Annotated in this window: 10 protein-coding genes; all 10 read right to left on the bottom strand. The window is 37.1% G+C overall.

From position 1 onward, the window contains the following. Positions 1 to 20 precede the first annotated feature (20 nt). Entirely contained in the window at positions 21 to 3,077 is a 3,057-nt protein-coding gene (locus B0A65_RS07055) for a SusC/RagA family TonB-linked outer membrane protein (RefSeq protein WP_074658582.1), read from the bottom strand. Positions 3,078 to 3,319: 242 nt separating this feature from the next. Beyond that, the gene (locus tag B0A65_RS07050; RefSeq protein ID WP_074658580.1) at positions 3,320 to 4,936 is read right to left on the bottom strand and encodes a sulfatase-like hydrolase/transferase; all 1,617 of its coding nucleotides are present in this window, start codon (positions 4,934 to 4,936) and stop codon (positions 3,320 to 3,322) included. 223 nt (positions 4,937 to 5,159) lie between these two features. Next, entirely contained in the window at positions 5,160 to 5,879 is a 720-nt protein-coding gene (locus B0A65_RS07045) for a rhodanese-like domain-containing protein (protein WP_074658578.1), read from the bottom strand. A gap of 11 nt (positions 5,880 to 5,890) precedes the next feature. After that, positions 5,891 to 7,843, bottom strand: a complete 1,953-nt coding sequence (locus B0A65_RS07040; protein ID WP_074658576.1) for an alkyl/aryl-sulfatase — start codon at positions 7,841 to 7,843, stop codon at positions 5,891 to 5,893. Between the two features lie 7 nt (positions 7,844 to 7,850). Beyond that, the gene (locus tag B0A65_RS07035; protein ID WP_074658574.1) at positions 7,851 to 8,909 is read right to left on the bottom strand and encodes a sterol desaturase family protein; all 1,059 of its coding nucleotides are present in this window, start codon (positions 8,907 to 8,909) and stop codon (positions 7,851 to 7,853) included. Between the two features lie 71 nt (positions 8,910 to 8,980). Next, positions 8,981 to 10,039: a sterol desaturase family protein gene (locus tag B0A65_RS07030; RefSeq protein WP_026984569.1), complete on the bottom strand. Its 1,059-nt coding sequence runs from the start codon at positions 10,037 to 10,039 to the stop codon at positions 8,981 to 8,983. Between the two features lie 294 nt (positions 10,040 to 10,333). After that, positions 10,334 to 10,927: a DUF1214 domain-containing protein gene (locus tag B0A65_RS07025; RefSeq protein ID WP_207556411.1), complete on the bottom strand. Its 594-nt coding sequence runs from the start codon at positions 10,925 to 10,927 to the stop codon at positions 10,334 to 10,336. A 286-nt stretch (positions 10,928 to 11,213) separates the two neighbouring features. Continuing rightward, the gene (locus B0A65_RS07020; RefSeq protein WP_074658569.1) at positions 11,214 to 11,765 is read right to left on the bottom strand and encodes a DUF1254 domain-containing protein; all 552 of its coding nucleotides are present in this window, start codon (positions 11,763 to 11,765) and stop codon (positions 11,214 to 11,216) included. Positions 11,766 to 11,835: 70 nt separating this feature from the next. Then, positions 11,836 to 13,755, bottom strand: a complete 1,920-nt coding sequence (locus B0A65_RS07015; protein WP_074658567.1) for an arylsulfatase — start codon at positions 13,753 to 13,755, stop codon at positions 11,836 to 11,838. Positions 13,756 to 13,787: 32 nt separating this feature from the next. Next, positions 13,788 to 15,722, bottom strand: a complete 1,935-nt coding sequence (locus tag B0A65_RS07010; protein WP_074658566.1) for an arylsulfatase — start codon at positions 15,720 to 15,722, stop codon at positions 13,788 to 13,790. Positions 15,723 to 15,777: the final 55 nt, after the last annotated feature.

Raw genomic sequence — 15,777 nt, 5'->3', positions numbered from 1 at the left:
TTTTTTTTAATTATTAAATTTTAGAAAGTGACGCTAACGCCACCTAAAATTGTTTTAGTTCCGGGATAAACACCTACGTCAACACCTGAATTAAGTGCAGCCTGACCATTACGGTTTACTTCAGGATCATAACCTGAATAATCTGTAAAAGTGATCAGGTTTTGACCAGCGATATAAACGCGTGCACTGCTCAGTGTTAGATAGGATGCTATTTTCTTAGGCAAAGTGTAGCCTAAAGAGATGTTCTTAAATCGGATGTACGAGCCATCTTCAACGTAGCGATCCGATAATGTAGCAGAAGGATCTTCAACCGCACGATGAATACGGGTATTAGTATTAGTAGGAGTCCAGCGGTCTAACAATGTAGCATAAGCTCCTGTAAAACCAGTACCTAACTCATAATCAGCAGCCGATCTGTTGAAAATTTTATTTCCGTAAGAAGAGTTAATGAAAATAATTAAATCAAAGTTTTTATAGCGGAAAGTGTTGGTTAAACTTGCCAGAAAAAGCGGTTCTGAATTGCCCACAACGGTTCTGTCATCAGCCTGAGTGATTTTTCCATCATTGTTTAAATCCTTAAATTTTTGACTTCCGGCTTTCGTATTGGCCAAAGGAGAATTTGAAAAATCATCTCCTTCCTGAAATAAGCCATCAAATTTGTACATGTAGAAGGATCCTAAAGGTTCTCCAACCTTTACAATTCCTGAAGGAGTTGTGGTAGTGGCCGGATTAACAGGAATAAAAAAGTCAGTTCCTTCGCCCAGACTTAATACTTTGTTTCGGTTAGCGGAATAAATGAAGTTGGTGGTCCATTCGAAGTCACCCACAAAATTTAGGGTTTTTAAACCTATTTCGATCCCCTTATTTTCAACCGATCCTAAGTTTTGAAAAGCACTTTCCAATCCTGAAGTATACGGAATTGGAACTTCTAACAATAAATCTTCCGTTTTCTTGTAATAAACATCGGCAGTCAGGTTTATTCTATTGTTGAATAAAGATACATCTGTACCTATATTATATTGTGTTGTCGTTTCCCATCCCAGATCCGGATTCTCGAAACTGCTCGGAGCGAAACCTGGTACCAGCGTGTTCGCAAATACATAAGGATAATAAGAAAGCCTTGCGATTGACTGATAAGGACTTATCTCTTGATTTCCGGTTAAACCGGCACTTAAACGAAGTTTTAATGAACTGATTTGCTCAACGTTTTTCAGGAAGTTTTCATTCGAAATATTCCAGGCAAAAGCTGCAGATGGAAATGTACCCCATTTGTTGCTCGAACCAAATCGGGAAGAACCATCAGCACGGACGGTAAATGTAAATAAGTAACGGTCGTCAAATCCGTAGTTAATTCTGGTAAGAAAAGATTGAAGTGACGACTCGCTGGCAGATGACATTGGAGTAGTGATTACAGTCCCAGATGCAAGATTATTATAAGTAAACTCATCACTTGCAAAATTGGATGATCCTGCACGAAATACTTCTGAAGTCGTTTTTTGTTGTGTATAACCAGTAAGAATATCAAACGCATGTTTTTCACCAATCTTCTTTTTATAACTAAGTGTATTTTCATTTAGCCAGCCAACAGACGATAATGATCCTTTTGAAGCGCTTCCACCGGCTGGACTTTCATAAAGTGTAGATGGAATATATCTGTTTTGTTTATTATTGATAATATCGGTTCCCAGCGATACTCTTGCTGTTAATCCTTCAATTATTTTGTATTCTCCAAAACCGTTAAATAAAAACCTTGTAGTATTGGTTTCATTTATTTGTAATGTCATTGTTGCTATCGGATTTGCTACCGCTGCACCATAACTGCTATTTGCCGTAAATGCACCATTGGCATCGCGCACCGGAACAACCGGAACCATACCCAAAATATTTTGAACCACTCCATCAGGAGCAACATCAGCATTGGTTATACTTCCACTTAAACTTAATCCAAATTTGAATTTTGGAGTAAAATCATGATCAACGTTCAATCTCCCTGAATAGCGGTTAAATCCAGAATTTATCAAAACTCCGTCTTGTTTAAAATAATTTCCTGAAACCAAAAGTCTCGTTTTATCAGAGCCTGAAGTAACCGAAATAGTTTGACTTGAAATAGGAGCAGAGGTGAATGCTTCATCCTGCCAGTTAGTACCTACACCCAAATTATCAAGTTGTTCTTGTGTGTAGAGCGGCGCTTTTCCGGAATCTTTTAATGCGTCATTTTTTAAATATCCCCATTGCTCTGCATTTAACATTGGAATGGTGTTAATCACATTTTGGACTCCATAATACGCATCGTAGGTAACAGACATTTGTCCTTTTTTACCTCTTTTGGTTGTAATTAAAATTACTCCATTTGCACCACGGGAACCATAAATAGCCGTAGCAGAGGCATCTTTTAAAACATCAATGGATTCAATTTCAGCAGGATTAAGACTGGACAACGGATTTATACTTGCACCGCTGGTTACTCCGGAATCAACGGCTCCATCTCCGTTATATACAGGAAAACCATCAATTACATAAAGTGGTTCGTTACCCGCAATAATTGAAGTTCCTCCACGAATTCTAACTGAAGTTCCGGCGCCGGGCTGACCACTTGATTGTGTAACCTGGGCACCTGAAATTCCACCTTGAAGAAGTCTGTCTACTGATAAGGTTGGCAATGACTTTAATTCAGTTGGAATAGAGGAAAGAGAGCCCGTATAATCCTTTTTCTTTTGCGTACCATAACCCACAATAAGAACGTCAGTTAACTCCTGAACATCTGCAGATAACGTAATATGAACAGGACTTTCATTGACAACCAGCTCTTTTGTTTTGTAGCCAAGAAAACTTACTATTAAAGTATACGGAAGTTTTTGCCCCGTCTGGAAATAAAATTTTCCGTCTAAATCTGTTTGTACACCATGTGTTGTTCCTTTGATATTTACAGATGCTCCAATTATTGGTTCATTTGTAATTTGGTCCACTATTGTTCCTTCGAGTTTCGATTGAATAAGTGGAGTAGTTTCCTGCGCATTAATTCCTAACGAAATCATAAATATGGTCAGGAATGAAAGTATATATAATTTTTTTTTCATTACTTTGTTTTGGTTTAATAAAGTAAGGATGCAGAGTGATTTACGTGACTTTTGCATTCCTTTTAGATATAAAATATTCTTTTTTAGCCTCGCCATTTCTGTTCCCGCAGAAATGGTTTTTTATTTTAGCCCTTATCATTTCTGTTCCCGCAGAAATGATTTTTTTATTAGCAACAGCTTCTTTTCATTCTATTTATTTTTAGGTTATTTTAATTAGTTATTAGTATTTTTTCCTTTATAGATTATAAATCAACAAAGTATTTTTGTGTTCCAAAATCAAATTCATAATGCGTTAAATTAGGCCACAAAGGTTTAACTAATCCTTTTTCCCAATTTTGCAAGGCAGCATGCAATTCTTTTACTTTTGCCGGATTTTTTTGAGCAAGATCAGTCTTTTCTGATTTGTCATTGGCCAAATTATACAACCATTCCTGATGCGTTTTTCCGCTGATAATTAATTTCCAGTCACCACTTCTGATGGCTTTTGCATCACCTGAACGCCAGTACAAAGTTTTGTGCGCTTCTTTATTTTCATTAACGGTACTCACAAGATCTACACCATCATAAACCCTGTCTTTTGGTAAATCAGAATGAATGGCAGCCGCAATCGTGCTGAAAATATCCAAAGTGCTTACCGGAGTTTTGTAAACAGTATGCGGTTTGATTTTTCCTTTCCATGACAAGGCAAACGGAACATTGATTCCTCCTTCAAAATGAGAAAATTTTCCGCCTTTTAAAGGTGCATTTGTGGTGGCAAAAGTATAATCGGCGCCACCGTTGTCGCTGGCAAAAAAGATTAAAGTATTATCTTCTAAACCTTCTTTTTTGACTTTGGCTCTGATTCGGCCAATGGCATCGTCTAAAGCGCTGATCATCGCAAAATAAACACGTTTGTTTTCGTCTTTTACATTCGGAAAACGATCGTAATATTTCTTGCGAACCTGAAATGGAGTATGTGGCGCGTTAAAAGGAACGTACAACAAGAAAGGTTTCTTTTTATTTTTATCGATAAAAGCTTCTGCTTCATCAGCAAACGTTTCCGTTAGATATGCTTTATTATGAATGATAGTGGTATCGCGACGAATTTGTCCAATTCCAACACGGCCATTTCCCCAAATTGTTTTATCGGTAAAATCTTTGTGATGATGGTTGATAATATCCGGATTATCATCTTCTGGTGTATAAAGCGAGAAAGCCTGATAAAACCCGTAATGATAATCGAAACCTCGGTCTAAAGGAAAAAATCCTTTGTTGTGGCCCAAGTGCCATTTCCCGATAATGGCAGTGCTGTAACCTTCTCTTTTTGCCAAATCAGCAAACGTAATTTCAGATTGTGGTAAACCTTGTGTAGCTATAGAGGCTTCATTTGGATATTCGATTTTCGGATTCAATCTCCAATTATTGGTATTGATCAAATATTTGAAACCATAATATTCTAAGTTGTTTTTGGGATAACGATCTCCGGGTTGAAATTCGTGTCCAAAACGTTCCTGATAGCGACCGGTAATCAAACCGGCACGTGAAGGAGAACAAATAGAAGCAGAAACATAAGCGTCTGTAAAAGTTACGCCAGAAGCCGCCAGGGAATCAATTTGAGGTGTCGGAGTTGCTTTTCCTCCGTACAACGAAATATCATATTTTCCTAAATCATCAGCAAGCAGAATAATGATATTTGGCTTTTTGAAGGAACTGTCTGAAGGAATTTTTTCAGCTAAAAACACTTTTTTTCCTTCGACTAATTTTTCATTTGGTTTTATTAGGGTTCCATCTGTATTGATGGGCCAGAATAAAAATATCGCTATGATTAATAGTATGGTTAGAATCGAGAAAACGATTTTTTTGGTTTTGGTTAATGCCATGGTTTTTTATTGTTTATTCTTTTTAGTGCATTTAGTTCGAGAGCTTACTCAAAGTTGTAGGGTATTTTTTGTCATCCCGAGGAACGAGGGATCCCCGCGAGAAACTCCTCACAGAAATTCGCTAATTTTTGTCGAGCTACTTGTGGGGATTACTTCGCCAGTTTGCTATCGCTCGTGTCCTCGTTCCTCGGGATGACAAAATTGAGTACAGAAAAATAAATTGTTATTTAGCAGCCAGTGCCACATCAACATCATTCTTCAAATCGCCTAGGCCATCTTTTTTGAAAACAATTTTTCCATTTTGATACAAGATCAAAGTAGGGAATACTTTTACCGTTTTTAAATCAGCGATTACTTGCGGGCTCTCTTCCAGCTCAATTTGAACAATTTTCAGTTTTTCTCCATATTGTGTTCTAAGATTTTCTAAAATTGGTTTTACTGTTTTGCAGGTTGCGCAATATTTTGAGCCAATATCAACCAAAACATAATTATTATCGGCAATGATTTTTTTGTATTCCGGTAATGTTAATTTGCTTTTTAAATTGGTGTAAAAAGATTTTCCGCCACCAATCCAGCTGGCAATTCCGCCGTCTAATATGTACACTTCAGAGAACCCTTTTTTTATTAATTCGGTTGATAAAAGACCACTTCTGTAAGCCGCGATGGAATAAATAAATACGGGTTGAGACGGATTTAAAGCCGCAACCTGTTTTTCATAATCTTCTGATTTTAAATTGAAGTTTACAGCGCCTTCAATATGATTTAAGGCAAATTCATCAGTGCCCCTGGCATCGATTATTTGTGGACTTTTTTGACTTTTAATTTTCGCATAAAAGGCATCCAGTAATACAATACTACTGGAGCTTTTATCTTGCGAAAAACCACTTATGGTTAAAAGAAAAAATACGATTGTGAAACTATTTTTAAATATTTTAGTTTTCATAAGTTTTGAATTTAAGGGGTTACAATATTCCAATATGGATTTGCGGGTTCAAAAACGCTTGCCAATTCTCTGAATTTAAACGGATCGCCGTCAAAACTAACTCCATCAGAAGTTAAAATATCTCGCGCCGTTTCAGGTTTTGTCAATAGTTCAACAAATTTTGCTTTTGGAATGGTTAAGGTAAATTCGGTTTTTTCGTTTGGACGCGCTTCACTTTGATGTAAAACACCATTTTTAAGATAAACCAATATGTTTTTATTCAATTCCGGAAATATAAATCGGAGTTTAATGTCTTTTCCGCCTGCTTTTGTTCCATCAACGGTAACCGATAAATAATCGAAAATAGCTTCAGGAGTTAAAGTGGCCAAAAATCCGGCAGCGCGATTTACAGGATTCTTGGGAACAATTACGCCTTCGCGGAGTTCTTTCGCACCTGATAAATACAAATCTCTCCAAATTCCGGATTCACTTTGATACGCAATTTGCTCGAAAGCATCGGCCTGTAAATTCTTTGCCGCAACATTATTTGGATTGGCAAAAATCACATGTTTCAAAACTTCGGCCACCCAGCGGTATTCGCCTTTTTCAAAACTTTCTGTTGCTTTTTTTACGGCCGTTTCTTCGCCGCCAAACCATTCTACATATTTCTTTGCCGCTTCAACTTGAGGAAGTTTATCGTATTCAGCAGGATTTCCGTCCCACCAACCTAGATAAAATTGGTAAGTAGCTTTGGCATTGTGTTTTACCGTTCCGTAAAAATCACGATTGTACCATTCTTTTGCCAGTTCAGCAGGCAATTTTATTTCTTCGGCAATCTCATCTTTGTTCAAACCTTTGTTGGCTAAATGAACCGTTTGATCGTGCACATATTTGTATAAATCTCTTTGTTTTTCTAAGAAAGTAATTCCTTTATCATGACTATAAACCGGCCAGGTGTGCGACGGAACAACGAATTCAGTTTTGTCTCCAAATAAATCAATTGCTTCGTCCAGATATCCTGCCCAAGCCTTGGCATCTCTGGTTTTGGCACCACGAGGCGTTAAAACGTTGTGATACGTATGACTGGCAATTTCAGCAGAAAAGAAAACTTTTTGAGCAGGAGCAAAGAGCGTTAATTCGGCTGGAGCTTCAGAATTCGGCGTAAGCTGAAAAACTAAATCCAAACCATCAATGTTTATCGTTTGTCCTGTTTTTTCGATTTCCAGATTGGGTTCTAAAAGGGAAGAAGAACCTCCGCCTAAAAATGGTTTTCCTAAACCAATATCAACCTGACTTTTGTCGTTTCGTTCCAAGCCTAATCCAAATTGATAACCGGCTCTTCTGCGCATTACATTTCCTAAAAGGACATTTTCGCTAACCGCTTCTTCATAAAAACCTTTTGGTGTAATGAATTTTACTTTGCCGGATTTGATGTCATCTGCAGAAATTAAACCCTCAATTCCTCCGTAATGATCGCCGTGACTGTGGGTTACAATTACAGCTAAAATTGGTTTATTGGCGACGTGTTTTTTGATTAATTCATAGGCTGCCGCCGAGGCTTCAGAAATCGTCAAAGCATCCACAACAACGTATCCGTTTTTAGTTTCAATAAATGAAATATTAGCGGCATCAATACCACGAACCTGATAAACGCCAGTTGTAATTTTGAATAATCCGTTGATATTATTCAATTGTGCCTGACGCCATAACGCCGGATTTACAGTTGCTGGAGATTTTCCCTTTATAAAATTGAAGGTATTTACATCGACTGCAATATTTCCGGATTTAGATAATACTTTTCCATCCGTTAAAGTGGCGATGAAACCGCGTTTTGCGTCTATAAAATCGGCAGTATCTTCAAAGTTTAATTTTGAATATACTGCCTCATTTGACTTTTGGGTAAAAGTCGAGGCTTGTTTTGAAACTTGCGCATTTGCAGCAAGGGTAATACTGATTAGTAAGGCGCTTAATTTTATTTTTTTCATGATATATTTAGGATTGAGCCTGTTCGTAAACCGGACTCGGAGTAACATTTTCTGGTTTTGGTTTTAAAGGAATAGATAAGACGCCATCGGCCAGGGCGCTTCCTTCTTTTTTAGATTTGAATATGGGCCATAAAAACTGCGCATACCATTCTTCTTGTTTGTAGGATTTCATTCCGTAGGATTCCGGGAATTTTCGGGTAATTAAACCCGTTCCGAAGATGACATCCCAAATGAAAAACATGTTTCCGAAGTTGCCTTTAAAGTGACCAACACCGTCTCCGCTTGTATCGGCATGATGTGCGTGATGCGTTGCAGGAGTAGAGATCAGACGCTCTAAAACCCATGCAATTGGATGTAGTACTTTATATTTATAAAAAGGTTTATCCCAAGCAACACTAGAGTGCGCTCCCAAAACTATAATGCTTTTGATAACCAAAACAAATAAGGCAGGTAATCCTAAACCTAAAAAGGTCAAAGTAGCGGTTAAGTAAATTTGAGAGAAAAACACCGTGTAAATAAAATTTTGTCTGTTCAACATCGCTACACCCATATAAGGAGCGGAATGATGTGTTCTGTGAAAACGCCATAAAAACGGAACCTGATGGTGCAAACGATGGTACCAATATTGTGTCAAATCATCGGCTACGGCAATTAAGAAAAAGCCTCCCCAAAACGGAACCCAAGAAAGTGAATTTTCAAGATTCGGAATTAAATTCGGTAAAATTGTTAAACTGAAAAAAGCAATTACCGGAGGTAAAATTAGTTTTGGAACAAGGAAACATATAATATCAATTTTGCGTTCTTCGCCTGTCCATTCGTCATCATATAAACCTGCTGTAAATTCAATGATTCCCAAAGCGAGCATAAAAACGATTAATCCCCAGGTTCTGATGTTTTCGAAAGCGGGTTTTGTAAATTCTAAAAAAGAAGGTAAAGTAAGATGCGATTCGCTTACAACACCGTTGCTTAATTTAAAATAAAGGTAAATTGCCAATACCGGCAAAGTGTATAGTAAAAGACTAATGCTTAAATCTCTTGTTAGTTTTTCTTTTTGAACTATCGCCATGATTTCTTATTTTAAAAACAGAGCTATCAAATTGAACATTTAATAGCTCTGCATAGATTTTATTTGATTTTTTACGACTGTACTGGTTCGTAAACGTTTTGATTTGTTACTACCGTATTTTCTTTTTGAGAAGTTGGCAGTGCAAGAACGCCATCTGCTAAAGGACTTCCTTCAATTTTAGATTTGAATATTGGCCATAAAAATTGAGCATACCATTCTTCGCTTTTATAAGTTTTAGTTCCGTAGGATTGAGGGAATTTACGAGTGATTAAACCCGTTCCGAAAATCACATCCCAAATGAAAAACATGTTTCCGAAGTTGCCTTTAAAGTGACCAACACCGTCTCCGCTCGTATCGGCATGATGCGCGTGATGCGTAGCGGGAGTTGAAATCAAACGCTCTAAAACCCATGCAATTGGGTGCAGTGCTCTGTATTTGTAAAATGGTTTATCCCAGGCGATGCTTGAATGTGCTCCCAAAGTGATAATGCTTTTAATTACCAAAACAAATAAAGCCGGAATTCCCAATCCTAAATAAGTTAATGTGGCAGTCAAATAAATTTGAGAGAAAAACACGGTATAAAGGAAGTTTTGTCTTGAAGCCATTGCCATTCCCATGTATGGAGCAGAGTGATGGGTTCTATGAAAACGCCATAAAAACGGAACCTGATGGTGAAGTCTGTGATACCAATATTGCGTTAAATCATCAGCAATTGCAATTAAGAAAAATCCACCCCAAAATGGAACCCATGATAATGTATTCGCCAAATTTGGTAATAAATAAGGTAATGCAGTTAAGCTGAAAAATGTAATTACAGGAGGTAAAAGTAATTTTGGAGCCAAAAAACAGATAATATCTACTTTGCGTTCACGTCCTGTCCAATGTTCGTCATACAAACCAGCTGCAAATTCGACAATTCCTAAAACAATGGAGAAGGCAATTAATCCCCAACTTCTGATGTTTGTAAATGCGGGTTGCAAAAATTCTAAATAAGTTGGCAATGTCAGATGTGATTCTGATACATGTCCATTATTTAGTTTAAAATAAAGCAATATTGCCAATACCGGCAAACTATAAATAAAAAGACTAATCCCTAAGTCTCTTTTCAATCTTGTTTGATCTAATGCCATGATTTCTTATTTTAAAAATTGATTAATTAATGCTAAACCTCCCGCCAAAATGACAAGTGGCACCAAAAAAACAATCGCACCAACGATAATTTTTTTCCCTATTACTTCGTAATCTGCTTTTCTCATGATTTCCTTTTTTTATTACTTATATATGTTCTTTTTCTTTTATTCTAAATTTCAAGCTTTAATTGTATATCAAGAAGTTGTAAATTTAAAAATAAAACTATTAATTCTACAGATTTAGTAGAGTTTTATTATGCAATTTTTTCAAATTTTGTTACAATATTCACTTTATTATTTTACTTTTTGAATGGTTGGAAGCGTTTCAACGGTTAAATTATTTCGAAGTGCATCTGATGGCAAATACAAACGAATAACCAAAGTTGCTTTTTTAACGTTGTTGATAGGCAGCCAGTTTTCTTTTTTCTCTGAAGCCGCTAAATTGATTTTATAAGAAGTGCTGTCTGCTTCATATTTTACAGTTTCAAGATTGTAACTATACGTGTTGATTGGATTTTTAATTAAAAAACCATCCTGATCGTAAGCGGTAATACTCCAGTATTTAGCATCTAAATTTTTTCCGCTAATGACATAATCTGATTTTGGATCTATGGCATTTCCTTCGCTATCGGTGTTTGTACTCAAATAGATTACTTCTTTTTTCGTCAAAGCGTAAGTTCCATAAACGGATATTTGCGCAATTGTTAGTAAATCAGCTGTATTAAGATCTTTGTCTTTGTCCACAGTTTGCCAATTTCCAATAACTCTTTGTGAGCTGCTTTTTCCAGAGGCGATATTGTAGATGCCAATTCCGCTTCCTAATACTATAGCGAGAAGGACTAATCCTAATCCCAATGCTATTTTTTTAATTTTTTGATTTAAAGCCATTTTTATATTTTTTTTTAATTGAACGTTTTCTTTCGGCATTTTTGTCATTCCGAGGAACAAGAAATCATATTAGAAATTCCGTAATGTATAGCACCAATCTTTGTCGAGTTTCGAGTGTGATCCTTCCTTCGTCAGGATGACAAAACTGTGGCGACAAAGTTGATAAGCGCAATTTTTGTCATTCCGAGGAACGAGAAATCCCCGCAAGAAGCTCCCTTTAGTAGCTCGTCAATCTTTGACGAGTTTCGTGTGTAATCCTTCCTTCGTCAGGATGACAAGATTGTGGTTACTTCGCTAATTTCTCTACTGTAACACCATGTTGTAATTCGGCTAATGTTTTTACCGGATAGGCTTTTGAAACCAAATAGCGAAACAAAATCAATCCTTTTGTTGTTGGACTGTAAATGATTTTTTCTTTTGGAATATTTTTCAATGCATCAGAAGTGCTTCCTTCAGGTGCAAGATAATATTCGAATTTGGCTTTTACTTTTTCTTCATTTTCAACAAAATAGTTCGTTGTATTTTCCTGATAAGCTGAAATAGACCAATAAGTAGAATCTGGAACAACACCTGAAATTTTCAAAACGCTATCGTTTAAATCATAATTGATTGTCGAATACAAAAAATCCGGATTTGGTAGCGGAATTACTCTGTTGTTTTCAGGATTCGGCTGCTCTCCAAATCGTGGTGTATTGACAAATCCCAGGCTTTTTTCGGCAAATTTATTTTGCACATAATAAGGCGTTGCCCAAATGGTTAAGTAATAAAAGCTAACTGCAATTGCTACAAGAACTAAGGCAAAAATGCCTTTTTTGATAAGTGGTTTTGTTGCTGCCATGATTTTCTTTTTTTAATTTCAGAGCTATTAAATCATTTTTTGAGAATACTTAACAGCTCTGAAATAGTTATTATTTCTTTGTTTTATGAATACGTTGCTTTAACGCATCTTGCCAGTCAATAAAAGGGTAAACGTTGTTTTTCTTCGCCTGATCATCAAATACAGCCTGTAGTTCTTTCAATTTTGCTGGATTCTTTTCTGCCAGATTCACTCTTTCATTAAAATCTTCATTCAGATTGTATAATTCCCAAACGTCATTATCGTAAGTGCTTGGACCCGTACTTTTAGCCAAAGCACCATTATCAACAATATCAATAAAATCAGGATGATGCGGAGCCGCAGCTTTCCAGCCATCTTTATAAATAGATCTGGAACCAAAAATGTAATAATATTGAACGCTATGTTTTGAAGCGGCTTTTGCATCTTTATAAGAATACACCAATGAAGTTCCCTGAATAGAATCTTGTGGAATTCCTTTAATTGTTGCCGGAGCTTTGATTCCGATTGTTTCTAAAGTAGTTGGCAAAATATCATTTACATGTCCGTATTGATTACGAATTCCAGGAGTTGTGATTCCCTTTGGATAATAAACAATTAATGGATTACGGGTACCTCCTTCAGAATGTGCATCTTGTTTTAAGTTTTTGAAAGGTGTATTTGCTGCCAAAGCCCATCCGTAAGGATAATTTCCTTCGATCGCATCCGGAGTTCCTAAAATATCGATTTTAGAAAGGTTTTCCTGAAGATCGTCTTTTGGTGCACCAAATAATTTTGAGAATAACGGCTGATCGATAGTTCCGTTCGCAGTTCCTTCTTTACTCGCACCATTATCTCCTAAAACAATATAGAAAACGGTATTGTCTAATTGATTGATTCCTTTAAGATGTGCTACAATTCGGCCCACTTCATAATCCGTATACTCGAGATATCCGGCATAAATTTCCATGAAACGAGAATATAATTTCTTTTGATCCGGCGTTAAAGTATTCCATGCTTTTACGTAAGAATCGCGGGTTGGTAATTTTGCATTAGCAGGAATTAAACCTAATTTTTTTTGATTGGCAATTACTTTATCGCGGTAAACATCCCAGCCTTCATCAAATTTACCTTTGTATTTGTCGCTCCATTCTTTTGCCACCTGATGTGGAGAATGTGTTGCTCCCGGCGCGTAATACAAAAAGAAAGGTTTGTTTGGTGCTGCACTTTTCTGGCGGTCGATATAGGTGATTGCTTTGTCCGTAATCAATTCGCTTAAATGTTTTCCGCCAAGATCGGCTGTAAACTCATTTTTAGATTTGTCTTTTCCTGAATTGTTCAATCTTGTATTTCCGTTTAGCCAGGCCTGATCTTCAACTAAATCAGGATTGTATTGATCCGTTTCTGAACCTAAGAATCCGTAGAAATGATCAAAGCCTTTTCCGGTTGGCCATCTGTCAAACGGACCTGCGTCTGTAGCATCTTCATCTGGCGTTACACCATATTTACCAACCGCAAAAGTATTGTATCCATTTTCACGTAAAATTTCTGCAATAGTTCCCGCTGATGAAGGAATTCTTCCGTCCCAACCAGGAAAACCTGCAGACATCGCCGTATGCGAAAATCCACCTACGTGAACCGCATGGGCGTTACGACCTGTTAATAAACTCGCACGGGTAGGGGCGCAAATAGCGGTTGTATGAAAGTTGGTATAGCGCAAACCTTCATTTGCTAATTTTTCGAAAGTCGGTGTGTTGATCAAACCTCCAAATGCGCTCGTGGCACCATATCCAACATCATCTAATAAAATCCAAACCACATTTGGGGCACCTTCCGGAGCTTTTACGGGATCTGGCCAATATTCCTTTGAGTCGGCTAAAGTTTTGCCAATTACACCTTTGTAATTTGGGTCTGGTTTGATTTGCGCAAAACCAAATTGAGTGATTAGCAATGCAGTAATCAAAAGCCCTTTTTGTGGACTTTTGATTATGCTATTATATTTGTAGTTTTTCATTATTTAATTTTTAAAGAACCGATTGATGGCAATTAATTAGAACTTCCTGAAGCAGTTGTCCCATTTCCTGGTTTCACAACTTGTTTAATCAGATCCTGAACCGTTTTACCTTTATCAGCATCTGTATTGTGTATTTTTCTGGTTATTACATCGTTCCAGTCAATTAGCGGATAAACATTGTTTTCTTTTGCCTGCTCATCAAACAGTTTTTTAAGTTCTGCTAATTTTTCAGGATACTTTGCTGCTAAATTATTACGTTCATTAAAGTCTTCATTTAAGTTGTATAATTCCCAAACATCAGAGTCAAAATTAGTGTCAGCAGGCGCTTGATTTTTACCCGTAGTTTTTGATGAGGTAAACGGATTCGCATGCGCAGCTCCGGCTTTCCAACCGTCTTTGTAAATCGCTCTGTTTCCAAAAATGTAGTAGTATTGCACTTTGTGTAATGATTCTGCTTTTGCATTCTCCAAAGAAGCATAAAAAGAAGACCCCTGAATAATATCCTGTTTTACATTTTTGATATATTCCGGCGCTTTGATTCCGGCAATATCCAAAATGGTTGGAAGTAAATCGGTTACATGGCTGTATTGATTTCTGATACCACCTTTATCTTTAATTCCGTTTGGATAAAAAACAATCAGCGGATTATGAGTTCCTCCTTCAGATTGTGCATCTTGTTTCCAGTTTTTGAAAGGAACATTGGTTGCCTGCGCCCATCCTAAAGGATAATTGGTGTTTAAACCTTTTGCAGTTCCAATTTCGTCGATATTAGCTAAGTTTTTCTTCAGATTTTCTTCTTCAGATACTCCCTGAGAAAACAAACTTTGGTTGATTGTTCCTTCTGTAGTTCCTTCTTTACTGGCTCCATTGTCTCCAATAGCCACAAAAATTACAGTATTGTCTAATTGATTGGTTTCTTTCAGATAATTCACTACTCTTCCAACTTCATAATCGGTATAAGTCAGGAATCCTGCATAAACTTCCATGAAACGGGCATATACTTTCTTTTGATCCGGAGTTAGTTTTTTCCAGTCCGTAATTAAAGGGTTGCGTTCTGGTAAAACCGCATTTGATGGAATTACGCCCAATTTCTTTTGATTCGCAATAACTTCTTCGCGGTAAGCATCCCAGCCTTTATCAAATTTACCTTTGTACGGATCACTCCATTTTGTAGCCACTTGGTGCGGTGCGTGAGCTGCTCCGGGCGCGTAGTATAAAAAGAAAGGTTTTCCAGGTGCTGCTTTTTGCTGTGTTTTAATGTAGCTGATTGCTTTGTCCGTAATTAATTCATTCAAATGACGTCCATCAGGAGTCACGTGAACCTGATCTTCCACTAAGTCAGGATTGTATTGATCGGTTTGAGATCCTAAGAATCCGTAGAAATGATCGAAACCTTTTCCGGTTGGCCATCTGTCAAACGGACCTGCATCTGTTGCTTCTTCATCTGGTGTAACGCCATATTTACCAACGGCAAAAGTGTTGTAGCCATTGGCACGTAAAATTTCCGCAATTGTTCCTTTATCTGACGGAATTCTTCCGTCCCAACCTGGAAAACCGGCAGATAATATAGTATGAGAAAATCCGCTTACGTGAACTCTTCCTGAATTTCTTCCTGTCAAAAGTGCCGCACGGGTAGGGGCGCAAATTGCAGTAGTATGGAAGTTGGTATAACGTAAACCATTATTGGCTAACTGATCAAAAGTTGGCGTTTGAATCAAACCTCCAAAAGCACTTGAAGCTCCAAATCCAACATCATCCAATAAAATCCAAACGACATTTGGTGCACCTTTTGGCGCTGTTACCGGCTCTGGCCAATATTCTTTAGAATCGGCTAAAGTTTTACCGATTACTCCCTTAAATTCTTCTTGCTTTTCTTGTGCAAAACCAAATTGTGCAAGTAGTATTGCGGTAATCAAAAGTCCCTTTTGCGGACTTTTGATTTTTGAGTTAATTTTAAATTTTTTCATTATTTCTTTTTTTTTAATGTTTTGTTTATTCTATGGATTTAGTCTGATTTTGAGC

The organism is Flavobacterium frigidimaris (assembly GCF_002217275.1).
GTDB lineage: Bacteria > Bacteroidota > Bacteroidia > Flavobacteriales > Flavobacteriaceae > Flavobacterium > Flavobacterium aquidurense.
Note: the sequence above shows the minus strand (reverse complement) of the source record. Positions and strands in the feature narration are given on the sequence as shown.